Here is a 25,387-nt window from a genome sequence, read left to right as displayed (position 1 = left end):
CGTTTGGTGCTGGCGGACCGAGCACCTAACGTCCCTCCGGCACACCATCGACGGGCCTCGTCGACCGCCGGACAGCCGCTCGCGCACGCGCGTGCAGTCACGTGTTCGGACCGTGTCGGGGGCCGGGGGTACAACGTGGTGAGCACGGACTCGGCCGACACGGCCGAGGACGGACGAGATCTCCGGGGGCGAGCTTCGGTCGAGCGAGAGGGCGGCGAACTTCTGTGGCAGTCGTGGACGATCGGGGAACGAACGACTACCAGGGGCCGTCCGAGGCGCCCGGTGAGGACTTCGGTCGTCAGCCCCCTCAGGACATGGCTGCCGAGCAGTCCGTTCTGGGCGGCATGCTGCTCAGCAAGGACGCCATCGCGGACGTCCTGGAGGTTCTGCGTCCCGGCGACTTCTACCGCCCGGCCCACCAGATGGTCTACGACGCCATCCTCGATCTGTACGGCCGCGGCGACCCCGCCGACCCGGTCACCGTCTCCGCGGAGCTCGAACGGCGCGGCGAGCTCAAGCGCATCGGCGGCCCGCCCTACCTCGTCACGCTGACGCAGACGGTCCCCACGGCGGCCAACGCGTCGTTCTACGCCGAGATCGTCGTCGAGAAGGCGATCCTGCGTCGCCTCGTCGAGGCCGGTACGCGCATCGTCCAGTTCGGCTACGCGGGCGCGGACGGTCAGGACGTGTCCGAAGTCGTCGACCGGGCTCAGGCCGAGGTGTACGAGGTCACCGAGCGTCGTACCGCGGAGGACTTCGTCCAACTCGAAGAGCTGCTGCAGCCCACGATGGACGAGATCGACTCCATCGCCAGCCGCGGCGGCATGTCGAACGGTGTCCCCACCGGCTTCACCGAGCTCGACGAGGTGACCAACGGTCTGCATCCGGGCCAGATGATCATCGTCGCGGCGAGGCCTGGTGTGGGCAAGGCGCTCGCCCTCGACACGCCGTTGGCGACGCCCACTGGGTGGACGACGATGGGTGAAGTCGAGGTCGGGGACCATCTCATCGATGCGTCCGGATCTGCGACTCGGGTCGTCGCTGCGACCGACGTGATGGTCGGTAGGCCGTGTTACGAGGTCGAGTTCTCCGACGGCACGGTCATCGTGGCCGACGCGGAGCATCAGTGGCTCACGGATACCCGCGCATCGCGAAAGTCGGCGCAGGCTGCGGCTGCTCGATACAACAGGACCAAGAACCAAGGAACGTTCGCCGAGGTGCGAACCACCGAGCAGATCGCCGGTTCGGTCAGGTGCGCGACCAAGGACGCTCGACTGAATCACTCGGTGACCAACGCGAAGCCGATCCAGCGTCCGGACGCGGTCCTTTCCGTCCCTCCCTACACGCTGGGCGCGTGGTTGGGGGACGGCACCAGCGCTTGCGCGCAGATCACCTCCGACGATCCCGAGATCATTGCTCGGATCGAAGGTGAGGGGTTGGTGGCCGTTCGATCCGCAGCAGCTGAGTTGCGATACTCGATTCAGCTTCCCGCACCCGAACCTGTACCGGCCAAGTTCTGTACGGTGTGCGGAAAACGCTTCGTGCCGTTCTCTTCTCAGGTGCGTACCTGCGGCCGTTCATGCGGTGGCCGGGCTCGTTTCCAGGATGACGTGGTGGATCAGCCGCTGTGCCCGCTCTGCGGTGAGCTGTGCACCGGACTTCGGATGTGCCAGAAGTGCCGAAACGCCACGGGGACGGTGCAAGCTCGCCTCCGAACACTCGGTGTGTTGAACAACAAGCACATTCCCATGGAGTACCTCAGGTCGTCGGAGTCGCAGCGGCGAGCTGTACTCGCCGGCCTGCTGGACACCGACGGGACCGTCACGGCAGGCGGATCCGCGCAGTTCAGTGTCACCAATGAGCGACTGGCACTCGACGTCGAGGAACTCATCGTCAGTCTGGGGTACCGAGTACATCGATCGACGAAGAGGGTGGCAGGACGCACCGAGGCGTCGTCGACGGCGTTCACACTCACCTTCTCGACCGATGATGTGGTCTTCGGTCTGCATCGAAAGCAGTTGCTGCACAAAGAGCGTCGTGCCTCGTCGAATGTGTCCAGGTCTTCGAGTCGCTTCATCGTCGACGTTCGTCGCGTCGACTCGGTGCCGGTCAGATGTGTCGAGGTCGATAACAAGGACCACCTCTATCTCGCCGGTCGTTCGATGGTGCCGACACACAACTCCACTCTCGGAATGGATTTCATGCGCTCGTGCTCCATCAAGCACGGCATGGCCAGCGTCATGTTCTCGCTCGAGATGAGCCGCACCGAGATCGTCATGCGTCTCCTCTCCGCCGAGGCCAAGATCAAGCTCGGCGACATGCGCTCGGGAAAGATGACGGACGACGACTGGACCCGCCTCGCCCGCAGGATGAGCGAGATCAGCGAGGCACCACTCTTCGTCGACGACTCCCCCAACCTCACCATGATGGAGATCCGCGCCAAGGCGCGGCGACTCAAGCAGCGACACGATCTCAAGCTCATCGTCATCGACTACCTGCAGCTGATGTCGTCCGGCAAGAAGGTGGAGTCGCGTCAGCAGGAGGTCTCGGACTTCTCGCGATCGCTGAAGCTGTTGGCCAAGGAGCTCATGGTTCCGGTTGTCGCCATCTGTCAGCTCAACCGTGGTCCCGAGCAGCGCACGGACAAGAAGCCGATGGTCTCGGACCTTCGTGAGTCCGGCTCGCTCGAGCAGGACGCCGACATGGTCATCCTGCTCTACCGTCCGGATGCGACCGAGCGCGACGATCCCCGCGGCGGCGAAGCCGACCTGATCCTCGGCAAGCACCGCAACGGACCCACGGCCACCATCACTGTGGCGCACCAGCTGCACCTGTCGCGCTTCGTCGACATGGCGCGCGGCTAGTCCGCCGAGGCCGGCTGGGAGATCGAGGCGGAGAAGGACACGTCGACGTCGTCGACGACCTTCATCGATCCGAGCAGCTGGGAGTAGGGCTTCACGCCGAAGTCCGTATGCGTCACCACCGCGTCGAAGGCGACGTGCGTCGTCCCGTCGGAGGTGGAGACCGAAAGGTCGACGGTGTGCTCGCGTGTCACGCCGTGGATCGTCAGCGTGCCGTCGAGACGGTAGCCGTCCTTCGTCGACTCGACGGTGGTCGCGTCGTAGCGGATTTCGGGATGGTCCGACGCGTCCAGCGTGCCGAGGGCGTTGGACCGCGCGAGCATCTTCTCGGGGCCGAACATCGGTGTGACGCCGCCCTCGCCACTGACGACCTCCATGGAGTCGACGCGGACCCGAACCGTGACGGCCGTCGGAGCGCCGTCCGACTCGTCGACGGTGACGCTCCAGTCGCGGAACGCGATGGTCAGCCGGTGCCCCATCTTCGACGCTCGACCGGTCACCCCGGTGTGGACGTTCAGCGTGCCGTCCGCCGCGGTCAGGGTCCTGCTCGAGGTGGTCATCACCCGACTGTATCCGCGCTGCTGGGGCAGAATGCGTGGCCGTGACCACACATGGCTTCTCGGACTACGTCGCGCATCCCCGCCACGGGCCGCTACCGATGATCCTGCTGGCCGTCACGGTCGTCACCGGTGCGATCGACGCGCTCAGCCTGCTGGCTCTCGGTCGAGTGTTCGTGGCCAACATGACGGGCAACGTCGTGTTCATCGGTTTCGCACTGGGCGGGGCGCCCGGTTTCTCGTTGTGGGGCTCGGTGCTCGCCCTGGTCGGATTCCTGGTGGGCGCGATGGTCGGTGGGACACTGATCACGCGGGCCGGTGGTCGACGAGATCATTTGCTGCGCAACGCACTCGGGGTCGAGCTCGTCCTCGCGCTCGCGTCGCTGATCGCCGCGATCCTCATTATGGACGGTCCCGGCCGCGGATACGTCATCGTCGTGCTGCTCGCGCTGGGCCTGGGGCTGCAGAATGCGGCGGTGCGGCATCTCGCCGTCCCGGACATGACCACCACCGTGCTGACGATGGCCCTCACCGGCATCGGGTCCGATCTCCGGAAACGGGACGGTGCGGCTGTACTGCGTCGGCTCTCCTCCGTCGTCGCCATGTTCCTCGGTGCGATCCTGGGCACCGTGGTGGTGTTGCATTCGGGTGTGGTGGCGACGCTGGTGCTCGTGGCCGCGCTGTTCGCGGCGATCCTCGTGGTCGTGTGGGCGGTGGGGCGCCGCGAGCGACCATGGCAGGTCGTGGCCTGAGCCCGACCTTGCCTCAGGTCGCGGACCGGCCCATCTCAGGGGTCGGTCGAGCGGATGAATTTCCGGACAGAACAGGCATGTCCCCCAAATTCTGTGTGCATACTGTGTCGCACAGTCTGCTTCCGGAGGTTTGTCGTGATTGCCCTTTTCCCTGCTGCGGTTTCCACGTCGACGACGGGCCGATGGTTCGGACCGGCGGGCGACACATCCTTCGGATGGCTGACCCGCTCCTCGTCGCCCAGCCGCTGTGGCGTCGTCATCGTGCCGCCCTTCGGTTACGAGTACTGGACCTCGCATCGGGCACTCCGCGTACTCGCCGAATCATTGGCCGCGCAGGGTTTTCTGGTGCTTCGGCTGGATCTCCGCGGGACCGGTGACGCCCGCGGTGATCTGTGGAGTGGCGCCGTCATGTCGACGTGGCACGACGACATCGCCGAGGCGGTGGCCGAGGTCCGTCGGGCCGGCGCCGATTCGGTGTCGCTCGTCGGGCTACGACTCGGCGGACTGCTGGCGTTGTCCTCCGCGTCCGCGCTCTCCGTGGACCGCGTGATCGCGTGGGCCGCGGTCACGGACGGGAAGCGGTACGCGAGGGAGCTGTCGATGTTGTCGACGCAGGTGCCCGACGACGAGAACGTCTACGGACACGCTTCGGCGCGGACGCTCGCGGGAACGGTTCTCACAGACACCTTTCTCGCAGACGTGGCATCCGCGTCGTCGAGGACTCTGGGGAAGCCGGCGCGCGAGGTGCTCGTGTTGGACCGAGACGACCGTCCTGCCTCGTCGGCATTGGTGCAGCGTCTCCGCGACAACGCGGTGGAGGTCGAGCACCAAGTGTGCGGCGGGGCCGGATCGATGCTCGACGTGCCCACGGAGGAGGCCACGGTGCCCGTTGGGCACGTCGCTCGGATCGTCGAGTATCTGGCCCCGATCGCTGCCACCGCTGACGAGGTCGAGACCGACGACTCTCACCGCAGTGGTGTGGTTCTCGGCGAGCACGGAATCAGCGAGGCGGTGACGACGCTCGGCCCTCATCGACTCGCCGCGGTGATCTCTTCCCCAGTCCCCTCCCGGTCGACAGGAGTGACCGTGGTGTTCCTCAACACCGGCTCAGAATCCCATGTAGGGTCCGGCCGGGTGTGGGTCGAATTCTCACGTGCCCTGGCGGCCGAGGGTACGACAGCCGTACGGCTGGATTTCCTCGGCTGGGGCGAGAGTCCGGACGAGGGCCATGCACCCGGTCGGCCGTACGACGGTCACACGGTGCACGACGTGGTGGACGCGGTGACGGCACTGCGCCAGTCCGGCCACGAGCGCATCGTGCTCGTGGGTATCTGTGCAGGTGCCTGGATCGGTCTGCGTGCCGCCCGATCGTCGGCAGTGGACGGGGTCGTCGCATTCAACCCTCAGTTGTACTGGCAGGAGGGCGATCCGGTGGAAGCCCTGATGTCGGACACTCGCAAGCGCCGAGCCGACGAGATCGCCGCGATCGCTGCGGGAGCAGTCTCCGGAGAGTGGGATCGTCTCGAGGCGGGAGCGCCGCTGTGCGCCCCCGGTCGGTGGCTCGAGGAGCTCGCGACGTCGGCGTTCCCGGTCGTGCTCGCGTTCTCTCCGAACGACGACGGGCTCGAGTATCTCGAGAACCGCTTCGGTGCCAGGCTGCATCGAGCGCAGTCGAGATCGGGCTCGCCGCTGTCCGTCGTGAGGATGGCATCGCTCGATCACCCGATGCATGCGCACCATCGGCGACACGAGGGACTGAACATCATTCGGTCCTTGGTGCAGGATCTGGCCTAGTCGAGGCTGACCGCGACCACCGTGTTCCGGCCGCGTCGCTTCGCGTCGTACAGCGCATGATCCGCGGACACGAGCAGCGGCGAGACGGACTGCGGGGCGTAGCTCGTCCAGGCCAACCCTATGCTCACCGTCGCCGTGCGGGACGAGAGTACGTGCAGCCGTTCGTGATCGCGGCGGATCGAGTCGGCGATGGAGGCGGCGTCCTCCTGATCCGCGTGCGGGAGGAGGATCGCGAACTCCTCACCGCCCATGCGCCCGGCGATCGCGTCGTCCGGTAGGGCACCGAGGATGCAGGCGGCACTGCGGACCAACGCGATGTCGCCCACGGCGTGGCCGAGCGTGTCGTTGATGGACTTGAAGTGGTCGAGGTCGAGCATGAGCAGCGCGACCGGCCGCGAGTCGGTGATGAGAGTGTCGAGGCGCTGCTGGCTCCGTCGCAGGAAGGCGGCGCGGGAGAGGACGCCGGTGAGACTGTCGTACTCGAGGGCCTCACGGAGCTTGTTCTGCACGGCCATCCGGTCCAGCGACACGGCGGCGACCAGCAGCGGTCCGAGTGCGACCAACGCGACGGACAGCACCGCGGAGGCGCCGTCCTGGCCGTCCGCGCCCAGCAGCCCACCGGTCTGGAGTTCCCCGCGTCCGAGGAAGAGCAGCGTCCACGCGGACCACAGCGCGGTGAGCAGCGCGGTGCCGAAGATGGGGATGCGGGTTGCGCACCAGAGCAGCGCGGGCAGCGGCAGCGCGAGCAGCAACGGGCCCTGGACGATGAGACCGGCCAGCATCAGCAGGACGGTCAGCGCGATCGGTGCCGTCTCACCCGTGATCAGACGCCGAAGCGAGGCGGGGCCGGTGCGGCGGCGCGGCGTCGACGCGCGGAAGGACAGTAGGACGGGGACGATCAGCAGGTAGCTCGTGAGCTCGGATCCGAACCAGCTCAGAGCCTCGACGGCGGGTGCGTGCGGTCCCAGCCGGCTGCTCGAGAGGGTGGCGACGGTCGTCGACAGGAGAGCGGCGACGACGATGCCGAGGCACATTCTGGCGAAGTCCGCGGATCCCGCGAGGGTCATCGGCTCGGGGTGCCGCCGCCGGATTACCAGCGTGCCTCCGAGGACCCCGACGATGTTCGCGACATTGAACGCGACCGCAGCGTAGACGTCGGTACCCGAGACGAGGTCCGCGGTGACGAGGGCGAGCAGCGTTGCGACGGCAGCCGGCGCGGAGAAGGTGCGGGGCCAGCGAACGAAGACGCTCAGCGCCACCGCGTTGGCCACCCACACCGAGGCGAGAAGTCCCGGTGGCCGCGAATGGATTCCGATGATCGCCGCGATGAAGACGGCGGCGGTCAGGAGGGCGATGTCGGTCGCGGCGCGCGCGGCCGGACTGCGCATGTCCGGCTCGGGTGTCGCAGGCAAGGTCGTCCTTCGCATGGACGGGAACCCCCTGTGACATCTCAGTCGTCCCCAACGGCTTCGTTGTTATCGAGTGCAGTATCTACTACCGCAACCGCACGTGGCGACCGATGCGACAGACTGCTCACTCGCGCTGAGGCGCCGCGCTCGCCCACATCTCCGATTCCGGCACGGGGACCGATATTCAGTCCACTGCCGGTCGGTGGACTGGACTCGAGCAGCGGACGGACGGACAGACTCGAGACATGAACGCCCGCGACCTCGCACTCCGGACCACCCTGCTCGTGGGTGGCCTCACGCTCTACGGCACGTCGATGGCCATGATGATCACCGGTGGTCTCGGGCTCAACCCGTGGGACGTGTTCCACCAGGGGCTGGCCGCACGGCTCCCGATCAGTTTCGGGGCGATCACGGCGGTGACCGGCGTGATGGTGCTGCTGCTGTGGATCCCGTTGCGTCAGCGGCCGGGCATCGGAACCGTCGCGAACATCGTCATCATCGCGGTGAGCGTCGACCTCGCGCTGGACTGGCTACCCGAAGTCGCCTCGATCCCGTCACGCGCAGCGCTGCTCACCGGAGGGATCGTCCTCAACGGTCTCGCCACGGCGGCCTACATCTCGGCCGGCCTGGGCGCGGGTCCGCGCGACGGCCTGATGACAGGACTCGTCGCGCGGACCGGACTGTCCGTGCGTCTGGTGCGCACGGCCATCGAACTCGGGGTGCTGGGAACCGGATGGCTCCTCGGCGGCACGGCCGGTGTGGGGACGGTGCTGTACGCGCTCGCGATCGGGCCGCTGGTGCACTTCTTCCTCGGCGTGATGCCCCAGAAGTTCACGGCCCAGAAGTTCACGGCCCAGAAGTTCACGGCCCGGAAGTGCACGGTGCGAGCAGGAGGGGGTCACTCCTCGGTGGAGAGCTCCGCACCGGCCGACAGGATCCCGACCGAGACACCGTAGGGAAGGAAGCGGACCTTGCGATTCGGATCCACGTTGTCCCGGTGGGCACGCAGAGCATCGAGTTCGGTCGCGAAGACCTGATCGACGCTCGCCGACCCGTCGGAGTCGACGGAGTAGACGGCCCACACCCCGTCGCCCTTCTGACCCGTGGTCTCCGGCTCCGGGGTGGACTTGGTCGCGGCGGGCGTGAACATGCCGACCCACGGAGCGCCTCCGCCCGACTGATCGGCCATCTTCATGGCCTGGCCCAGCATGTCCCGCAGGCCCTCGCCCGCTTCGCGAGCGACGCGCTCGAAGTCCTCGGGATCGAAACCGAACTGTCCTTTACCGCTCATGGTGTACCTCGCAGAGTGTGGTGTGACGGGCTTTACTCCCCCAACGACCGATGAGCTTCATCCGTTCCCGGGTCAGTACGGCGCGGACGGGTACACCATGACGGCAAGTATCCCTCGACGAACGGACATCACCGCATGACGAAGCTTCTGTACGTGGTCACCGGATCGGATCACTGGACGCTGAAGGACGGAACCGCGCACCCCACCGGGTACTGGGCGGAGGAGCTCGTCGAGTCGCACCGGACCTTCACCGAGGCCGGCTGGGACATCGTCGTCGCTACGCCCGGTGGTGTGACCCCGACCGTCGACGAGGGATCGCTGGCCGTCGAGGCGAACGGCGGCGACGAGGCCAAGGTCGCCGACCTGAAGTCGTACCTGGAGTCGGTGAAGGACGTGCTCGCGTCACCCGCGCGCCTCGAGGACCAGACGGCGTCGTCCTTCGACGCGGTCTTCGTCCCCGGTGGCCACGGTCCGATGGAAGACCTCGCGGTGTCGGACGACTTCGGCGCCCTGGTCACCGAGTTCCTCGACTCGGGCAAGATCGTGTCGGCCGTGTGCCACGCACCCGCCGCGCTGCTGTCGGCGAAGCGCGACGACGGCAGCTGGCCCTTCTCCGGCTACCAGCTCACGGGCTTCACCAACCAGGAGGAGGAGCAGGCCGGACTGGCCGACAAGGCGCCCTGGCTGCTCGAGACCCGTCTGCGTGACGGTGGAGCGAGCTTCTCGGCGGCGGATGCCTGGTCGCCCCACGTCATCGTCGATCGCACCGTCTACACCGGCCAGAACCCGGCATCGACCAAGGCATTGGCGGATCGTCTCGTCTCTGCTCTGAGCTGACGGCACCCCGGCTGACTCCCGGCGCCCGCTGACCCCCCGCGAGTACGTCCACACTGTCGCGATTCCCCGCCGATTCACGACGCTTCGGACGTACTCGCCGGGAGCGGGCGGGGGGAAGGGGGTCAGACCATCGCGGCTGCAGCCCGCTCGGCGAGGTCGAGCAACGGTTGCGGGAAGACCCCGAGCACCACGGTGGCGACGGCCGAGACGGCGACGGCCACGGTCGCGCCCGTTCCGTGGGTGATCGTCGCCGAGGGTCCCTCCGGTTCGGTGAAGAACAGCACCACGATGACGCGGATGTAGAACGACGCGGCGATGGCACTGCTGACGACGCCGACGATCACCAGCACGGCACCGCCGTCCTCGAGTGCGGGCTGGAAGACGGCGAACTTGCTCGTGAAGCCGCTCGTCAGCGGGATGCCGGCGAAGGCGAGCAGGAACAGCGCGAAGGCCGCCGCGGTCAGGGGCGACGATCGTCCGAGGCCCGCCCACCGGGACAGTTCGGTGACCTCGCCGCCCTGATCCCGCACGAGGGACACCACGGCGAAGGCGCCGAGTGTGCTGAAGGCGTAGGCCGCGAGATAGAACAGCGTGGCGGACACGCCCGCCGCTCCCGCGGAGACACCCGTGAGGATGAAGCCCGCGTGGGCGATCGACGAGTACGCCAGCATCCGCGTGACGTCGGTCTGCGTCACCGCGATCACGGCTCCCACGAGCATGGTGACGATGGCGACGGCCCACAGCATCGGCCGCCACGCGTCCTGGAGATCGGGCACGCCCACGACGAGAATGCGCAGCAGCGCGCCGAAGGCCGCCACCTTCGTGGCCGAGGCCATGAACGCGGTCACGGGCGTGGGTGCGCCCTGGTACACGTCGGGGATCCACGAATGGAACGGCACCGCACCGACTTTGAACAGCAGGCCGACGGCCACGAGACCGACCCCCAGCACGCCGAGAACCTGGTCCCCGTCGGCCACGTCGGCGATGTCGTCGAGTCGGACGCTGCCCGCGTAGCCGTAGAGCAGCGCCGTGCCGAACAGGAAGAAGGCCGACGAGAACGCTCCGAGGAGGAAGTACTTGAGCGACGCCTCCTGGGACAGCAGACGCCGACGACGCGCGAGACCGCACAGCAGGTACAGCGGGAGCGAGAGCACCTCCAGCGCGACGAACATGCTCAGCAGATCGTTCGAGGCCGGCAACACCATCATGCCGCCGACGGCGAACAGGGTGAGCGGGTAGATCTCGGTACGGGTGACCCGGGCAGTGACGGCACGGGCCTCGGCGACCGTGCCCGGCACCGTGGACGCCGCGGGCGTGAAGGCATCGACCGCAGCCACTTCGGGATGGTCGGACGAGCGATGCGCCATCAGTACGACCGACGCCGCGGACACCGCGACGATGACCCCCTGCAGGAACAGTGTGGGCCCGTCCACGGCCACCGACCCCACCGCGGCGACGGTGCTGGTTCCGGCCAGCGCGACGACGGCGGCGAACGCTGCCGCGAGTGCGCCGAGGGCGAGCACGAGGTGGGTGACGCGGCGCCGATCGGCGGGAACGAAGGCCTCGACCAGGACGCCGATCACCGCGGCCGCCAGCACGATGATCATGGGCGACAGCAGGCTGTACTCGAGGGACGGGGTGTCGATGGTCATGGCGCGGCCACTCCTGTCTCGAGTTGCTCGACCGATGTGCGTTCGACGGCCGGCGTGAGGATGTCCAGCGCGGGTCTCGGGTACACGCCCAGCGCGATGACGAGCACGAGAAGTGGAGCGACGACGGCGATCTCGCGCGGCACGAGATCGCGGATCCGTTCCGAGCCGGCGGCGACGGGCCCGGTCATCACCCGTTGATACAGCCACAGCACGTAGATCGCCGAGAGCACCAGCGCCGACGCCGCGATCACCGCCGCGACGCCGTAGCGCGGGAACGTTCCCACGAGGACCAGGAATTCGCTGACGAACGGGGCGAGTCCGGGAAGCGACAGAGTGGCCAGTCCGGCGACGAGGAACGTGCCGGCGAGCACGGGCGCCACCTTCTGCACACCCCCGTGGTCGGCGATGAGCGCGCTCCCGCGCCGGGTGACGAGGAACCCTGCAACGAGGAACAGTGCGGCCGTGGCGATCCCGTGGTTCACCATGTACAGCGCGGACCCCGCCTGCGACTGGCTCGTCATGGCGAAGATGCCGAGGATGATGAACCCGAAGTGCGAGATGGAGGTGTACGCGATGAGGCGCATGATGTCGGTCGCGCCGATCGCCAGCACCGCGCCGTAGACGATCCCGACGACGGCGAGCGTGATCACCGCCGGCGCGAAGGTCGCCGACGACTCCGGGAACAGCTGCAGGCAGTACCGCAGCATCCCGAAGGTGCCCACCTTGTCGACGACGGCCATCATCAGCACCGCGGTCGCCGGGGTGCTCTCGGTCGCCGCGCCGGGCAACCAGGTGTGCAGCGGCCACAGCGGCGCCTTCACGGCGAAGGCCACGAGGAATCCCAGGAACAGCGCGTTCAGCACGCCGGGAGAGGCGCCGAGTTCGCCGGCCGCCGCGGCGTCCGCGATGGCGCGCAGGTCGAACGTGCCCGCCGAGAAGGGACTCGCATCCGAGGCGGTGACGACGTACAGGCCGATGACGGCCGCCAGCATGACGAGCCCGCCCGCGAGGTTGTAGAGCAGGAAGGTCACCGCGGCGGAACGCGCTCGTCCGGCATCACGGCCGAAGCCGCCGATGAGGAAGTACATCGGCACGAGCATGGCCTCGAAGAAGAGGTAGAAGAGCAGGATGTCGAGGGAGACGAACGAGACCATGACCATCGACTCGACGACGAGGATCAACGCGACGTAGGTGTGGGTGCGGCGTGAGCGCGACGCGGGCGGGGTGTCGTTCCATCCGGCCAGCAGGAGGATCGGGACCAGGACAGCGGTCAGCAGTACGAGAGTCAGTGCGATGCCGTCGATCCCGAGTGTGTAGCCCGCACCGAAGCTCGGGATCCACTCGTGCTCCTCCACGAACTGGTATCCCGGCGCGCCCGCCTCGAATCCGATCGCACACAGCACGGCGAGGATCAGCACGACGCACGATGTCGTGAGCCCCACCGCGCGGGCGGCCGCAGACCGGGTGGGCGGCACGGCGATCACTGCCAGCACTCCGATCAGCGGGAGGAGCCAGAGCGCGCTCAGCACGGGAAGGTCGGTCATCGCGTCACTCCCAGTGCCACGGTCAGGGTGACGACCACCAGGACGGCCCCGGCGAACATCGAGAGGGCGTACGACCGGACGAACCCGTTCTGCCACCGGCGCAGTCGTGTGGAGGACTCCCGGACCGCGGTGGCGACGGCACTCACCACTCCCTCGACGCCGACGCGGTCGGCGGTGACCACCGCGGCGGTCGCCCGCTGACCCGGCCGCATGAAGACGGCCTCGTTCACCGCGTCCCCGTACAGATCTCGGCGAGCGGCCGCGGTGAGGACCGACCCCGTGGGTGCGGTCACCGGGACCGCCGATCGGCCGTACATGCGCACGGCCACGCCCACCCCCGAGGCGACGGTCACGAGCACCGCGAGGGTGACGGCCCACGCGGGTACGAGGTGTGCGGGGTCGTGTTCACCGACGACCGGGGCGAGCCATCCCTCCAATCGGGTGCCGATCGCGAGAAGCGCACCGGCACCGACGGATCCGACGGCCAGCACGATCATCGGGCCGGTCATGCTCGCGGGTGCCTCGTGCGGGTGGACTCCGCTCCGCCACCGCCGCTCGCCGAAGAACGTGAGGATCATGACCCGCGTCATGTAGAAGGCGGTCAGTCCCGCGCCGACCAGGGTGGCTGCGCCGAGCGCCGCACCCTTCGCACCGCCGGCGTCGATCGCGGCCTCGATGATGCCGTCCTTCGAGAAGAACCCCGAGAACGGTGGGACACCGATGATGGCGAGATAGGCCAGCCCGAACGTCACGTAGGTGATGGGCAGAACGGTGCGCAGTCCGCCGTACCGCCGCATGTCCGTCTCGTCGTTCGTCGCGTGCATCACGGACCCGGCGCCGAGGAACAGGCCGGCCTTGAAGAATCCGTGCGTGAGCAGGTGCAGGATCGCGACCGCGTACCCGGCGGGGCCGAGACCGGCCGCGAGCACCATGTACCCGATCTGGCTCATCGTCGACGCGGCCAGAGCCTTCTTGATGTCGTCCTTCGCGCAGCCGATGACGGCCCCGAAGAGCAGCGTCACGGCGCCGACCAGCACGACGACGTTCTGGGCGGCCGGGGACGCTTCGAAGACGGGCCCGGACCGGACGATGAGGTACACACCGGCGGTGACCATCGTCGCGGCGTGGATGAGCGCCGAGACGGGCGTCGGGCCCTCCATCGCGTCACCCAGCCACGATTGCAGCGGCACCTGCGCCGACTTGCCGCACGCGGCGAGCAGGAGGACGAGGCCGAGGGCGGTCGCGGTGCCATCGCCCATGCCGTCGACCCCGGCGAACACGTCGTCGTACGAGACGGATCCGACGGACGAGATCATGATCATCAGCGCGACGGCCAGTCCGATGTCGCCGACACGATTGACGACGAACGCCTTGCGTGCGGCCGAGGCTGCCGACGGCCGGGTGGACCAGAACCCGATCAACAGGTACGACGCGAGGCCCACGCCCTCCCATCCGACGTACAGGCCGAGGAAGTTGTCCGCCATGACCAGCAGCAGCATCGCGGCCACGAAAAGATTGAGGTACGCGAAGAATCGGCGGCGCGCGGGATCGTCCCGCATGTACCCGATCGAGTACACGTGGATGAGGGTTCCGACGCCGGTGATGAGCAGGACGAAGCACACCGACAGCTGGTCGAGGCGGAGACCGAACTCGATCTGCAGCGACTCGACCGGAACGTAGGTGAAGACCGTCTGCGAGAGCGCGCGGTCCTCCGCTGCCCGCCCGGCCATGTCGACGAAGGCGACGACGGCCAGCGCGAACGACGCGAGCATCGCCGCGCACGCGAGGAGGTGGCCCCACGCATCGCTCCGGCGTCCACCCAGCAGCAGCACGACGGCTCCGGTGAGGGGAATGAGCGGCAGCAGAACCAGAGTCGTCGCCATGTCAGTACTTCAACAGACTGTCGTCGTCGACCGAGACGGATCGACGAGAGCGGAAGATCGCCATGATGACGGCCAGACCCACCACCACCTCGGCGGCGGCGACAACCATCGTGAAGAACGCGAAGACCTGTCCGTCCAGTCCGCCGTGCATCCGCGAGAACGTCACGAAGGCCAGGTTCGCGGCGTTGAGCATCAGCTCGATGCACATGAAGACGACGATGGCGTTGCGGCGCAGGAGGACACCGGCGGCGCCGATGGTGAACAGGGCCGCGGACAGGTACAGGTAGTACTCCGGGTTCATCGGCTCGGCCCGTCGCGGAACTGCCGACTGACCGACGACTCGGCGTCGCTGCCGTCGGGGAGACGAGCGGGCCGGTCCACACCGTTGTGGCGTGCGTAGACACCCGGGCTCGGCAGCGGTGTCACGCGGTCTCCGAAGCGGAACCTGTCCTGCGACAGCTCCTTCTGGGTTCTGGTCCGGCCGACGGCGTCCCGGTGGGTCAGCACCATGGCACCGATCGTGGCAGTGATGAGCAGCGCTCCGGTGAGCTCGAAGGCCCACACGTAGCGCACGAACACCAGCTCGGCGAGCCCCTCGACGTTCGCCGGCGACTGCGCGGTGAAGCCGCGGAAGTCGCTCAGCGCGGCATTGCCGAGCCCCCCGATCAGCAGGACACCGAATCCGAGACCCACGACGATGGCCGCGATGCGGTGCCCCCGTAGCGATTCGACGAGCGAGTCCGACGAGTCCACCCCCACGAGCATGAGTACGAAGAGGAAGAGCATCATCACGGCGCCGGTGTAGACCACGATCTGGACGACACCGAGGAAGACGGCACCCTGGACGATGTAGAAGATCGCGAGCACCACCATCGTCGATGCCAGGAACAGAGCCGAGTACACGGCTTTCGCCGACGCCACGACGCCCAGCGCGCCGATGAGAGCGAGCGGGGCGAGGATCCAGAAGGCGATGGCCTCGGAGGTCGAGACGATCATCGGTCCGCCTCCCGCCGGGCGATGAAGGCCCCGCGGTAGTAGTCCTCGTCGGTGGCGCCGTCGGCCATGGCGTGCGGGGGCGCGTCCATCCCCTCGGCGAGCGAGGCCAACAGATCGGTCTTCTCGTAGATCAGATCGGCGCGGTTGTCGTCGGCCATCTCGTACTCGTTGGTCATGGTCAGGGCGCGGGTGGGGCACGCCTCGATGCACAGACCGCACCCGATGCACCGCAGGTAGTTGATCTGGTAGACGCGCCCGTACCGTTCGCCGGGCGAGTACCGCTCGGTCTCCGTGTTGTCGGCGCCCTCGACGTAGATGGCGTCGGCGGGGCACGCCCACGCGCACAGTTCGCAGCCGATGCACTTCTCCAGGCCGTCCGCGTAGCGATTGAGCTGGTGACGGCCGTGGTACCGCGTCGCCGTCGGTACCTTCTCCTCCGGATACGACTCGGTCTCCGGCTTCTTGAACATGGTGGCGAAGGTGACGCCGAAACCCGCCACAGGTCCCAGGAATTCAGGCATCGGTCGTCTCCTTGGTGATGGGTCGAGGGCGTGCCGGACCGGGTGAGCGGTCCGGCATCGGAGGCACGGGGAACCCGCCCGCCGCGGCATCGACCCCCTGCTGGTCCGCCGTCGCACCGGAGTGGGTCCGTTCCAGGCGCCCACGCCGTAGCGTCCGGGCGAGCACGGCGATCAGGGCGGCGGTGTAGACCAGTGACACCACCACGGTGACCGGCCGGACGTGCGGGGAGTCGAGGAGGAGGACGCGCACGGCCGCGATGACCATGATCCACAGCAGCGCAGCGGGAATGAGCACCTTCCACCCGAAGTTCATGAACTGGTCGTAGCGCAGGCGTGGCAGGGTGCTGCGGAGCCAGACGAAGACGAACAGGAAGCCCCACACCTTGATCGTGAACCAGAGAACGGGCCACCAGCCCTGATTGGCGCCGTCCCACAGGCTGATCGGGAAGGGGGCGCGCCAGCCGCCGAGAAAAAGCGTGGTCGCGAGCGCCGAGACGGTGACCATGTTGACGTACTCCGCGAGCATGAACATGGCGAACCGGAGCGAGGAGTACTCGGTGTGGAATCCGCCGACCAGTTCGCCCTCCGCCTCGGGGAGGTCGAACGGCGCACGGTTGGTCTCGCCCACCATCGAGGTGATGTAGACGAGGAACGACGGCAGCAGCATCACGACGAACCACAGGCGCTCCTGCGAGGCGACGATGCCGGACGTCGACATGGTGCCCGCGTAGAGGAACACGGCCGCGAAGCTCAGGCCCATGGCCACCTCGTACGAGATCACCTGCGCGGTCGAGCGCAGTGCTCCCAGAAGCGGATACGTGGAACCGGACGACCACCCGGCCAGGACGATGCCGTACACACCGATCGAGGTCACGGCCAGGATGTAGAGCACCGCGACGGGCATGTCGGTCAGCTGGAGCGGGGTGATGTGCCCGAACACCGACACGGTGGGGCCGAACGGGATCACGGCGAAGGCCATGAAGGCGGGGACGACCGAGATGATCGGTGCCAGCGGGTAGATCGGACGGTCCACGCCCCTCGGGACGATCCCCTCCTTCAGGGCGAGCTTCACACCGTCGGCGAGGCTCTGCAGGATGCCCCACGGCCCGACCCTGTTGGGGCCGATGCGCATCTGCATCCAGGCCATGACCTTGCGCTCGGCGTAGATCGCGATGAGCGGTGTGAGCACAAGGAAGCCGAAGACGGCGAGCGCCTTGGCGACGACGAGCCACAGTGGGTCGATCCCGAAGACGGAGAGGTCGGTCATGACGGTGCTCCTGCCGAGAGACGCACGGCGGCACCGGGTGCGACGTGGAGGGTCGCACTGACGCGGGACGGTGCCGAGTTCCACGGCAGCCACACCACGTGGTCCGGCATGGCGGTGACGCGGAGCGGCAGCGTGATCGACCCCGAGTCGGTGGAGACGGTCAGTGGCTCACCGTCGGACACCCCGGTGTCGGCCGCGGTCGCGGTCGACAGCCGGGCGACGGGGGTCCGCGCCGTGCCGGCGAGATCGGTCTCCCCGTCCTGCATCCGCCCGGCGTCGAGCAGCATCCGCCAGCCGGCCAGTACGGCGGTTCCTGCGCCGAGGGCGGTCGGTGCCGCGCTGCCGCGGTCCGGAACGTCGGAGGATCCGGGTGCCGACCCGGCCGCGTCGAGTTCGCGGCGTGCCGCGTCGGCGTCCGGCAGTCCGAGGCGGTGACCCATCTCGGTGGCGATCGCGTCGAGGACCCGCAGGTCGGCCATCATGGACGGCGTCGGGAGTGCTGCTCCGAACGTGCGCCGGCGGCCTTCCCAGGTGGTGAACGATCCGGCCTTCTGCGCGACGGCGGCGACCGGGAACACGACGTCGGCCCGGTCGGTCACCTCGCTGCTGCGCAGGTCCAGTGCGACGACGAAGGGGACTCGGTCGAGCGCGGCGCGGGCCGCCTCGGGATCGGGGAGGTCGTCGAGCTCGACACCGGCCACGACGAGCGCGCGGAGGTCGGCGCCGAGGATGCCGACCGTGTCCCGGCCCGGTGTCGCCGGCAGATCGTCGACACCCCACGCCGCGGCCACCGTGCGCCGAGCCGCGGGGTCGTCCACCCGGCGACCTCCGTGCAGGAGTGTGGGGAACGCACCCGAGTCGAGGGCGCCGCGGTCACCGGCACGGCGGGGGATCCACGCGACGTGGGCGCCGGTGGTGTCGGCGGTGCGCGCGACCGCGGCGAGGGTGCCGGGGCTCGACGCCGCGCGCTCGCCGACGAGGATCACCGCGCCCGGCACGCGCAGCTGGTCGAGCACGTTCGGGTCCGCCAGCCCCGCGGCCTCCGTCCCCGGCACCGTGGGACGCACGTCGGCTCTCAGCTTCGTGCTGCCGGGCGACGCGAAGGGCGCCAGTGTCAGTACGCGAGTGTGTCCCCCGCGCAGTGCCTTCCGCAAGCGGAGGAAGACGATGGGGCACTCCTCCTCCGGTTCGAAGGACACGAGGACGACGATCGGCGCGGCCTCGAGTGCGGCGTACGTGACGTCGATCCCGCGGCCGGCCACCCGAGCGGACAGGAAGTCGGTCTCCTCCTCGGACGTCGGGCGGGCCCGGAAGTCGATGTCGTTGGTACCCAGCGCGATCCGCGCGAACTTGCTGTAGGCGTATGCGTCCTCGACGGTGAGACGGCCACCGGTGAGCACGCCGGCGTGTCCGCGAGCCTCCGCCAGACCGCGGGCGGCCACCGCCAGGGCCTCCGACCACGACGCGGGCTCGAGGGTGGTTCCGCGTCGGACCAGCGGGGTGTCGAGGCGATCGGGCAGCGTGCCGTACGCGAACGCCCAGCGGCCCTTGTCGCAGCTCCATTCCTCGTTGACCTCGGGATCGTCGCCGGCCAACCGACGCAACACCTTTCCGCGGCGATGGTCCGTGCGCTGGGCGCACCCACTGGAGCAGTGCTCGCAGACGCTGGGAGTCGACACCAGGTCGAAGGGCCGCGCGCGGAATCGGTAGGCGGTGTTGGTGAGTGCACCCACCGGGCAGATCTGCACGGTGTTGCCGGAGAAGTACGACTCGAACGGCTCGGCGCCGTAGATGCCGACCTGTTGCAGCGCACCGCGTTCGAGCAGATCGATGAACGGGTCACCGGCGATCTGCTCGGAGAAGCGCGTGCACCGGGCGCAGAGGACGCACCGCTCCCGGTCGAGCAGGACCTCGGTCGACAGGGGGATCGGCTTGGGATACGTGCGTTTGGTCTCTGTGAAGCGCGACTCGGTGCGGCCGGTGGACATGGCCTGGTTCTGCAGCGGGCACTCGCCACCCTTGTCGCACACCGGGCAGTCCAGCGGATGGTTGATCAGGAGCAGTTCCATCACTCCGCGCTGCGCCTTCTCGGCGATCTCCGAGCTGTGCTGCGTCCGGATCACCATGCCGTCGGACACCGTCGTGGTGCACGACGCCAAGGGCTTGCGTTGGCCCTCGACGTCGACCAGGCACTGCCGGCACGCGCCGACCGGGTCGAGCAGCGGGTGGTCGCAGAACCGCGGGATCTGCACACCGAGCATCTCGGCCGCCCGGATGACCAGGGTGCCTTTCGGGACCGACATCGGGACGCCGTCGAGGGTGATGTCCACCGTCGTCTCGGCGCGCGCGCCGTCGTTCTGCACCGCGGTCATGTCAGTTGTCCTGCCATCAGGGTGGAGAGGTGCGGATCGAAGGGGCATCCACCCTGCTCCACGTGCGCCACGTACTCGTCCCGGAAGTGGGCGATCGACGAGACGATGGGGCTGGCCGCCCCGTCTCCCAACGCGCAGAACGACTTTCCCAGGATGCTGTCGGCGACGTCGAGCAGCTTCTGCAGGTCACCCTCCGATCCGGTGCCGTTCTCGAGGCGCGCGAGTATCTGCACCAGCCAGTAGGTGCCCTCGCGGCAGGGGGTGCACTTCCCACACGATTCGTGCGCGTAGAACTCGCTCCAGCGACGGACCGCGCGGACCACGCAGGTCGTCTCGTCGAAGATCTGGAGTGCTTTCGTGCCGAGCATCGATCCCGCGGCGCTCACACCCTCGTAGTCGAGCGGGACGTCGAGGTGCTCGGCCGTGAAGATCGGGGTGGAGGATCCGCCGGGTGTCCAGAACTTCAGCGTGTGCCCGGCGCGGACACCGCCCGCGTGCTCGAGCAACTCGCGCAGCGTGATGCCGAGCGGCGCCTCGTACTGTCCGGGGCGGGTGACGTGGCCGGAGAGCGAGTACAGCGTGAAGCCGGGTGACTTCTCACTGCCCATCGAGCGGAACCATTGCGTCCCGCGCGCCAGGACCGTCGGCACACTCGCGATGGACTCGACGTTGTTGACGACGGTGGGGCTCGCGTAGAGGCCCGCCACGGCGGGGAACGGTGGCCGCAGCCGGGGCTGACCGCGGCGCCCCTCGAGGGAGTCGAGCAGTGCGGTTTCCTCGCCGCAGATGTAGGCGCCCGCCCCCGCATGGACGACGAGGTCCAGATCCAACCCGGAGCCCTGGATGTCCGTGCCCAGATACCCCGCGGCGTAGGCCTCGGCGACCGCGGCCTGCAGCCGCCGCAGTACCGGCACCACCTCACCGCGGAGGTAGACGAACGCGTGCGACGAGCGGATGGCGTACGCCGCGATCACGATGCCCTCGACCAGCGCGTGGGGTGTGGCCATCAGCAGCGGCATGTCCTTGCACGTGCCCGGCTCCGACTCGTCGGCGTTCACCACCAGGTAGTGCGGCACGGTCTGGTCCGCGGGTGTCGGGCCGTCCTGGGGGATGAAACTCCACTTCGTGCCGGTGGGGAAGCCGGCGCCGCCGCGACCACGCAGGCCGGAGTCCTTGACCGTGCCGATCACCTCGTCGGGTGTCATCGCCAGGGCTGCGGCGAGACCGTCGTACCCGCCGTGGCGGCGGTAGGTGTCCAGAGTCCAGGACTCGGGCTCGTCCCAGTAGCGGCTCAGAACCGGGGTGAGTGTCACGGCCGGGCCTCCTTCGCTGCAGTGCCGTCCGGGCGGGGCACATCGGCCGACGGGGCGGGCGCGGGCTTGTCCGGGGTGGAGTCCGTCGGCGGCTCGGCTACCGCCGCCGCGTCGGGTTCCGCGTGATCGGGGGCGCGCATGTCCTTCTCCCGCGCGACACGCAGGCCTGCCAGCGTCGCCTCGCCGGCGGTCGGTGCGTCGAGCGCGCCGGGCCGGGTGTCGGGAAAGCCCGCCAGGATGCGCGAGGTCTCGCGGAAGGTGCACAGGGTCGCGCCGCGCGTCGGGGTGACCGGGCGCCCGGCGCGGAGTTCGTCGACCAGCGTGCGTGCCGACTCGGGAGTCTGGTTGTCGAAGAACTCCCAGTTCACCATCACCACCGGTGCGTAGTCGCAGGCGGCGTTGCACTCGATGTGTTCGAGCGTCACGGTGCCGTCCGTGACGCCGTCGAGGTGGTCGACGAGGGCCTCGTGAATGGCGTCCCCGCCCATCACGGCGCAGAGGGTGTTGGTGCACACGCCGACGAGGTAGTCGCCTGTCGGCTCGCGGCGGTACATCGAGTAGAACGTCGCCACCGCCGCGACCTCGGCACCCGTGAGGTCGAGTGTGTGCGAACAGAAGTCGACCGCGGCGGGGGTGAGGTACCCGTCCTCGGCCTGGAGCAGATGAAGGATCGGGATGATCGCGGACCGGGCGCGCGGGTAGCGGGCGACGATGGTGGCGGCGTCCGCCTCGAGGCGGGCCAGCACGTCCTCGGGGTAGGTACGCCGGGCGCCGGGTCGCACGAGTTGGACGCGTTCCTCCGGACGGGGTCCGAAGGGTATCGCCACCGGTTCCCGTGTGCTCATCGGTCCACCCCACCCATCACGGGATCGATGCTCGCCACGGACGCGATCACGTCGGACACCATGCCGCCCTCGCACATCGCCGCGACGGCCTGCAGATTGGTGAACGACGGGTCCCGGAAGTGCACACGGTAGGGCCGGGATCCACCGTCGGAGACCATGTGCACACCCAGCTCGCCGCGGGGTGACTCCACCGCGACGTAGACCTGTCCCTCGGGCACGCGGATGCCCTCGGTGACGAGCTTGAAATGGTGGATCAGCGATTCCATCGATCCGTCCATGATCTTCTGCACGTGCTCGCGCGAGTTGCCCAGTCCGTCGGGGCCCGAGACCAGGTCCGCAGGCCACGCGATCTTCTTGTCCGACACCATCACGGGCCCCGGTGCCAGTCGGTCGAGGCACTGTTCGACGATCTTCAGCGACTCGCTCATCTCGTCGACACGGATGAGATACCGCGCGTAGCAGTCACTCTCCTGTTCGGTGATCACGTCGAACTCGTAGGTCTCGTAGCCGCAGTAGGGCTCCGCGCGACGGAGATCGTGGGGCAAGCCCGTGGCACGCAGCACCGGACCGGTGATCCCGAGTGCCATGCACCCGGTGAGATCGAGGTACCCGATGCCGCGGGTCCGACCCTTCCAGATGGGGTTGTCGTCCAGCATCGCGCTCATGTCGCGCAGGCGGATCGGCAACAGGTGCAGCAGGTCCCGGATCTTCGGCACGGCGTCGTCGGGCAGGTCCATCGCCAGCCCGCCCGGCCGGACGAACGCGTGATTCATCCGCAGGCCCGTGATCGTCTCGAAGATGTCGAGGATCAGTTCACGTTCCCGGAATCCGAAGAGCATGGCGGTGACCGCGCCGAGCTCCATGCCGCCGGTGGCCAGAGCGACCAGGTGCGAGGAGATGCGGTTGAGTTCCATCAGCAACACCCGGATCACGGTCGCGCGTTCCGGCACGTCGTCGGTGATGCCGAGCAGCTTCTCCACGCCGAGGCAGTACGCCGTCTCGTTGAAGAAGGGCGACAGGTAGTCCATCCGCGTCACGTAGGTGACGCCCTGCGTCCAGTTCCGGTACTCGAGGTTCTTCTCGATACCGGTGTGCAGGTAGCCGATTCCGCATCGCGCCTCGGTGACGGTCTCCCCCTCGATCTCGAGGATGAGGCGGAGGACCCCGTGCGTGGAGGGGTGCTGCGGTCCCATGTTGACGACGATGCGCTCCTCACCGGCGGTGCCGGCCAGGTCGACGATCTCGTCCCAGTCCTGGCCCGACGCGGTGTAGACGGTCGGCGTGGTGTGATCCTTCTCGAGTGTCATCAGTTGTACGACCTGCGCTGATCGGGGGGCGCGATCCGCGCGCCCTTGAACTCCACCGGGATGCCGCCCAGCGGGTAGTCCTTGCGTTGCGGGTGCCCCACCCAGTCGTCGGGCATCTCGATGCGTGTCAGGGACGGGTGTCCGTCGAACTCGATGCCGAAGAAGTCGTACGTCTCGCGCTCGTGCCAGTCGGTGGTGGGGTAGATGCCGCACAGCGACGGAATGTGCGGGTCGGACTCCGGCACTGACACTTCGAGACGCAACCGACGACCGTGCGTGATGGACTGCAGATGGTAGACGGCGTGCAGCTCGCGTCCGGTCTCGCCGGGCTGGTGGACGCCACTGACGCCGAGACACAGTTCGAAGCGGAGTGCCTCGTCGTCGCGTAGCGCGGACGCGACAGCGGGCAGGTGCGTACGCGCGATGTGCAGAGTCAGCTCACCGCGGTGGAGCACGGCACGCTCGACGGCGTCGTCCCAACGTTCGTCCCGAGCCGCGAGCGCCGACTCCAGTGCGTCCGCCACGACGTCGTGGTCCCCACCGAACGGTCGACTCGCGTTGTCGTGTCGGGGTTTCGGCGGCGCCAGACGGCCGTAACCCGACGTGTCGCCCGAACCGCGCACTCCGAACATGCCCCGCGCTCTCATCGCAGCAGCGTCTTCGCGTCGATGACGGACGGAGAACTCAGCGCGGCCTTCTCGGTCTCGGCGATGGCCCTCTCGCGGTCGACGCCCAGCGGCATCGCCTGGATCGACGCGTGCAACTGCAGGATGGCGTTGATCAGCATCTCGGGCCGCGGCGGACAACCGGGCAGATAGATGTCGACCGGTACCACGTGGTCGACGCCCTGCACGATGGCGTAGTTGTTGAACATTCCTCCCGAGGACGCGCAGACACCCATCGCCAGAACCCATTTCGGCTCGGCCATCTGGTCGTACACCTGCCGGAGCACCGGTGCCATCTTCTGGCTCACCCGTCCCGCGACGATCATGAGATCAGCCTGGCGGGGGGAGGCGCGGAAGGCTTCCATACCGAACCGGGCGAGATCGAACCGGCCGGATGTCGTCGACATCATCTCGATCGCACAGCACGCCAGTCCGAAGGTCGCGGGCCACAGAGACCCCTTGCGGGCGAAGCCGGCGAGGCCTTCGACAGTGGTCAGCAGGAAGCCGCTCGGCAGCTTCTCTTCCAATCCCATGCGATCACTTCTTCCACGGCGAGTGGATCAGTCCCAGCTGAGACCTCCACGACGCCACTCGTATGCGTAGGCGACGGAAACGTTGACGATGAACAGGGCCATCGCGGCGAGACCGAACACACCCAGTGCCTCGAAGTGCACAGCCCACGGGTACAGGAACACGATCTCGATGTCGAAGATGATGAAAAGCATTGCGGTGAGGTAGAACTTGACCGGAAAGCGACCGCCGCCGATGTGCTGCGGGGTGGGCTCGACGCCACATTCGTACGCGTCGAGCTTGGCCCGGTTGTATCGCTTCGGTCCCACTTCCGATGCCACGAGGACCGAGAACAGCGCGAAGGCGACCGCGATCGCGCCGAGAACGAGGACCGGCACATATGCGTTCATGCCACTCGAACTCCTGCCCGTGTCGTGGGTTCCGACCGGAACCGCCCTACGCCTCGAGGTGATCTGTGCCACACAGTAGGACTTTTTCGTCGCGATGGGTCCGGTTTGGTGACTCGGGCTCACAATCGTCGCGAATCGGTGATCCCCCGGCGTCGTCACAGATCAGAGATCCGGCGTCACAGATCGGAGATCCGGCGGGGCCTCAGGCAGGGTCGCGGAGCAGTCCCACCACGGCGCGGCCGAGTTCGAGTGGGTCGATGGGGTGCGACACCGACGCGTCGGCACGCGACCAGGTGGCCAACCACGCGTCGTCGGGGCGGCCGGTGAGCACGAGAAGTGGTGGACACGGGTCGATCTCGTCGCGCAGTTGCTTCGCGAGGCCCATCCCGCCGACGGGAGCGCTCTCACCGTCGAGGATCACGAGATCGACACCGCCGCGATCCAGGTGCTCGATCACGACGGGCGCCGTCGCCACGTCGAGATACTCGATCTCGGGCAGGTCGGGGTGCGGGCGACGGCCCAGCGCCTGGTGGACGAGCGCCCGCGTGGACGCGTGGCTGCTGTAGATCAGCACCGACAACGTTGCGTCCGCCACGGGTGG

The 25,387-nt window shown here is 68.2% G+C and carries 23 protein-coding genes; 5 read left to right on the top strand and 18 right to left on the bottom strand.

From position 1 onward, the window contains the following. Positions 1 to 224 precede the first annotated feature (224 nt). The gene (gene dnaB, locus HQ306_RS15415) at positions 225 to 2,864 is read left to right on the top strand and encodes a replicative DNA helicase (protein WP_222632399.1); all 2,640 of its coding nucleotides are present in this window, start codon (positions 225 to 227) and stop codon (positions 2,862 to 2,864) included. Here dnaB and HQ306_RS15410 read toward each other — a convergent pair. After that, a complete protein-coding gene (locus tag HQ306_RS15410; RefSeq protein ID WP_222632397.1) occupies positions 2,861 to 3,421 on the bottom strand; it encodes a YceI family protein in 561 nt (186 codons plus the stop codon). The genes dnaB and HQ306_RS15410 overlap by 4 nt on opposite strands. Before the next feature lie 41 nt (positions 3,422 to 3,462). Here HQ306_RS15410 and HQ306_RS15405 point away from each other — a divergent pair, with 41 nt between their 5' ends. Continuing rightward, positions 3,463 to 4,170, top strand: a complete 708-nt coding sequence (locus tag HQ306_RS15405; protein ID WP_222632395.1) for a YoaK family protein — start codon at positions 3,463 to 3,465, stop codon at positions 4,168 to 4,170. Between the two features lie 135 nt (positions 4,171 to 4,305). Further along, positions 4,306 to 5,964, top strand: coding sequence for an alpha/beta hydrolase family protein (locus HQ306_RS15400; protein ID WP_222632393.1), 1,659 nt, complete (start codon positions 4,306 to 4,308; stop codon positions 5,962 to 5,964). Here the strand turns inward: HQ306_RS15400 and HQ306_RS15395 are convergent. Next, the gene (locus HQ306_RS15395; RefSeq protein WP_222632391.1) at positions 5,961 to 7,376 is read right to left on the bottom strand and encodes a diguanylate cyclase; all 1,416 of its coding nucleotides are present in this window, start codon (positions 7,374 to 7,376) and stop codon (positions 5,961 to 5,963) included. The genes HQ306_RS15400 and HQ306_RS15395 overlap by 4 nt on opposite strands. A 242-nt stretch (positions 7,377 to 7,618) precedes the next feature. Here HQ306_RS15395 and HQ306_RS15390 point away from each other — a divergent pair, with 242 nt between their 5' ends. After that, the gene (locus tag HQ306_RS15390) at positions 7,619 to 8,329 is read left to right on the top strand and encodes a YitT family protein (protein WP_222632382.1); all 711 of its coding nucleotides are present in this window, start codon (positions 7,619 to 7,621) and stop codon (positions 8,327 to 8,329) included. On the opposite strand, the gene HQ306_RS15385 is transcribed toward HQ306_RS15390, so the two are convergent. After that, positions 8,272 to 8,664 (bottom strand): hypothetical protein, encoded by a 393-nt coding sequence (locus HQ306_RS15385; RefSeq protein WP_222632380.1) that lies wholly within the window; start codon positions 8,662 to 8,664, stop codon positions 8,272 to 8,274. The genes HQ306_RS15390 and HQ306_RS15385 overlap by 58 nt on opposite strands. A gap of 135 nt (positions 8,665 to 8,799) precedes the next feature. Between HQ306_RS15385 and HQ306_RS15380 the strand changes: the two genes are divergently transcribed. Further along, positions 8,800 to 9,501, top strand: coding sequence for a type 1 glutamine amidotransferase domain-containing protein (locus tag HQ306_RS15380; RefSeq protein WP_222632378.1), 702 nt, complete (start codon positions 8,800 to 8,802; stop codon positions 9,499 to 9,501). A 122-nt stretch (positions 9,502 to 9,623) separates the two neighbouring features. Here the strand turns inward: HQ306_RS15380 and nuoN are convergent, their stop codons facing one another. From nuoN to HQ306_RS15305, 15 genes are all read right to left on the bottom strand, one after another. Next, entirely contained in the window at positions 9,624 to 11,153 is a 1,530-nt protein-coding gene (nuoN, locus tag HQ306_RS15375) for an NADH-quinone oxidoreductase subunit NuoN (RefSeq protein WP_222632376.1), read from the bottom strand. Continuing rightward, positions 11,150 to 12,697, bottom strand: a complete 1,548-nt coding sequence (locus tag HQ306_RS15370; protein ID WP_222632374.1) for an NADH-quinone oxidoreductase subunit M — start codon at positions 12,695 to 12,697, stop codon at positions 11,150 to 11,152. The genes nuoN and HQ306_RS15370 overlap by 4 nt, the downstream gene beginning before the upstream one ends. Next, positions 12,694 to 14,580, bottom strand: coding sequence for an NADH-quinone oxidoreductase subunit L (nuoL, locus tag HQ306_RS15365; protein WP_222632372.1), 1,887 nt, complete (start codon positions 14,578 to 14,580; stop codon positions 12,694 to 12,696). The genes HQ306_RS15370 and nuoL overlap by 4 nt, the downstream gene beginning before the upstream one ends. A 1-nt stretch (position 14,581) precedes the next feature. Further along, positions 14,582 to 14,881: an NADH-quinone oxidoreductase subunit NuoK gene (nuoK, locus tag HQ306_RS15360; RefSeq protein ID WP_056440973.1), complete on the bottom strand. Its 300-nt coding sequence runs from the start codon at positions 14,879 to 14,881 to the stop codon at positions 14,582 to 14,584. Further along, on the bottom strand, positions 14,878 to 15,576 hold the full coding sequence (locus HQ306_RS15355) for an NADH-quinone oxidoreductase subunit J (protein ID WP_051613412.1): 699 nt from the start codon (positions 15,574 to 15,576) through the stop codon (positions 14,878 to 14,880). The genes nuoK and HQ306_RS15355 overlap by 4 nt, the downstream gene beginning before the upstream one ends. Next, a complete protein-coding gene (gene nuoI, locus HQ306_RS15350) occupies positions 15,573 to 16,097 on the bottom strand; it encodes an NADH-quinone oxidoreductase subunit NuoI (protein ID WP_222632364.1) in 525 nt (174 codons plus the stop codon). The genes HQ306_RS15355 and nuoI overlap by 4 nt, the downstream gene beginning before the upstream one ends. Then, the gene (gene nuoH, locus HQ306_RS15345) at positions 16,090 to 17,364 is read right to left on the bottom strand and encodes an NADH-quinone oxidoreductase subunit NuoH (RefSeq protein WP_222632363.1); all 1,275 of its coding nucleotides are present in this window, start codon (positions 17,362 to 17,364) and stop codon (positions 16,090 to 16,092) included. The genes nuoI and nuoH overlap by 8 nt, the downstream gene beginning before the upstream one ends. Further along, positions 17,361 to 19,736, bottom strand: coding sequence for an NADH-quinone oxidoreductase subunit G (locus tag HQ306_RS15340; protein WP_222632361.1), 2,376 nt, complete (start codon positions 19,734 to 19,736; stop codon positions 17,361 to 17,363). Before HQ306_RS15340 ends, nuoH begins: the two co-directional genes overlap by 4 nt. Beyond that, on the bottom strand, positions 19,733 to 21,049 hold the full coding sequence (gene nuoF / locus HQ306_RS15335; protein WP_222632359.1) for an NADH-quinone oxidoreductase subunit NuoF: 1,317 nt from the start codon (positions 21,047 to 21,049) through the stop codon (positions 19,733 to 19,735). Before nuoF ends, HQ306_RS15340 begins: the two co-directional genes overlap by 4 nt. Next, positions 21,046 to 21,894 (bottom strand): NADH-quinone oxidoreductase subunit NuoE, encoded by an 849-nt coding sequence (gene nuoE / locus HQ306_RS15330; protein ID WP_222632357.1) that lies wholly within the window; start codon positions 21,892 to 21,894, stop codon positions 21,046 to 21,048. Before nuoE ends, nuoF begins: the two co-directional genes overlap by 4 nt. Then, positions 21,891 to 23,201, bottom strand: coding sequence for an NADH dehydrogenase (quinone) subunit D (gene nuoD / locus HQ306_RS15325; protein WP_056440985.1), 1,311 nt, complete (start codon positions 23,199 to 23,201; stop codon positions 21,891 to 21,893). The genes nuoE and nuoD overlap by 4 nt, the downstream gene beginning before the upstream one ends. Next, on the bottom strand, positions 23,201 to 23,848 hold the full coding sequence (locus HQ306_RS15320) for an NADH-quinone oxidoreductase subunit C (protein WP_222632355.1): 648 nt from the start codon (positions 23,846 to 23,848) through the stop codon (positions 23,201 to 23,203). The genes nuoD and HQ306_RS15320 overlap by 1 nt, the downstream gene beginning before the upstream one ends. Next, complete coding sequence (locus HQ306_RS15315) at positions 23,845 to 24,399, bottom strand: NADH-quinone oxidoreductase subunit B family protein (RefSeq protein ID WP_027506037.1); 555 nt, start codon at positions 24,397 to 24,399, stop codon at positions 23,845 to 23,847. Before HQ306_RS15315 ends, HQ306_RS15320 begins: the two co-directional genes overlap by 4 nt. Positions 24,400 to 24,426: 27 nt before the next feature. Further along, entirely contained in the window at positions 24,427 to 24,786 is a 360-nt protein-coding gene (locus HQ306_RS15310; protein WP_027506038.1) for an NADH-quinone oxidoreductase subunit A, read from the bottom strand. Between the two features lie 202 nt (positions 24,787 to 24,988). Next, positions 24,989 to 25,381, bottom strand: coding sequence for a response regulator transcription factor (locus HQ306_RS15305; protein ID WP_056440992.1), 393 nt, complete (start codon positions 25,379 to 25,381; stop codon positions 24,989 to 24,991). Between the last annotated feature and the right edge of the window lie 6 nt (positions 25,382 to 25,387).

Origin of the sequence: Rhodococcus sp. BP-160 (assembly GCF_019836205.1) — a bacterium.
In the GTDB taxonomy this organism is placed as follows: domain Bacteria; phylum Actinomycetota; class Actinomycetes; order Mycobacteriales; family Mycobacteriaceae; genus Rhodococcoides.
The sequence above is the reverse complement of the archived record's forward strand: the minus strand, read 5'-3'. Positions and strand labels throughout refer to the sequence as shown.

Coding starts and splice junctions, on each gene's coding strand:
- nuoK (WP_056440973.1), bottom strand. CDS start 14,881: ATGAACCCGGAGTACTACCTGTACCTGTCCGCGGCCCTGTTCACCATC.
- HQ306_RS15410 (WP_222632397.1), bottom strand. CDS start 3,421: ATGACCACCTCGAGCAGGACCCTGACCGCGGCGGACGGCACGCTGAAC.
- nuoH (WP_222632363.1), bottom strand. CDS start 17,364: ATGACCGACCTCTCCGTCTTCGGGATCGACCCACTGTGGCTCGTCGTC.
- HQ306_RS15380 (WP_222632378.1), top strand. CDS start 8,800: ATGACGAAGCTTCTGTACGTGGTCACCGGATCGGATCACTGGACGCTG.
- nuoE (WP_222632357.1), bottom strand. CDS start 21,894: ATGAGCACACGGGAACCGGTGGCGATACCCTTCGGACCCCGTCCGGAG.
- HQ306_RS15390 (WP_222632382.1), top strand. CDS start 7,619: ATGAACGCCCGCGACCTCGCACTCCGGACCACCCTGCTCGTGGGTGGC.
- nuoL (WP_222632372.1), bottom strand. CDS start 14,580: ATGGCGACGACTCTGGTTCTGCTGCCGCTCATTCCCCTCACCGGAGCC.
- HQ306_RS15355 (WP_051613412.1), bottom strand. CDS start 15,576: ATGATCGTCTCGACCTCCGAGGCCATCGCCTTCTGGATCCTCGCCCCG.
- HQ306_RS15370 (WP_222632374.1), bottom strand. CDS start 12,697: ATGACCGACCTTCCCGTGCTGAGCGCGCTCTGGCTCCTCCCGCTGATC.
- nuoI (WP_222632364.1), bottom strand. CDS start 16,097: ATGCCTGAATTCCTGGGACCTGTGGCGGGTTTCGGCGTCACCTTCGCC.
- HQ306_RS15340 (WP_222632361.1), bottom strand. CDS start 19,736: ATGACCGCGGTGCAGAACGACGGCGCGCGCGCCGAGACGACGGTGGAC.
- HQ306_RS15385 (WP_222632380.1), bottom strand. CDS start 8,664: ATGAGCGGTAAAGGACAGTTCGGTTTCGATCCCGAGGACTTCGAGCGC.
- HQ306_RS15320 (WP_222632355.1), bottom strand. CDS start 23,848: ATGAGAGCGCGGGGCATGTTCGGAGTGCGCGGTTCGGGCGACACGTCG.
- HQ306_RS15315 (WP_027506037.1), bottom strand. CDS start 24,399: ATGGGATTGGAAGAGAAGCTGCCGAGCGGCTTCCTGCTGACCACTGTC.
- nuoN (WP_222632376.1), bottom strand. CDS start 11,153: ATGACCATCGACACCCCGTCCCTCGAGTACAGCCTGCTGTCGCCCATG.
- nuoD (WP_056440985.1), bottom strand. CDS start 23,201: ATGACACTCGAGAAGGATCACACCACGCCGACCGTCTACACCGCGTCG.
- HQ306_RS15310 (WP_027506038.1), bottom strand. CDS start 24,786: ATGAACGCATATGTGCCGGTCCTCGTTCTCGGCGCGATCGCGGTCGCC.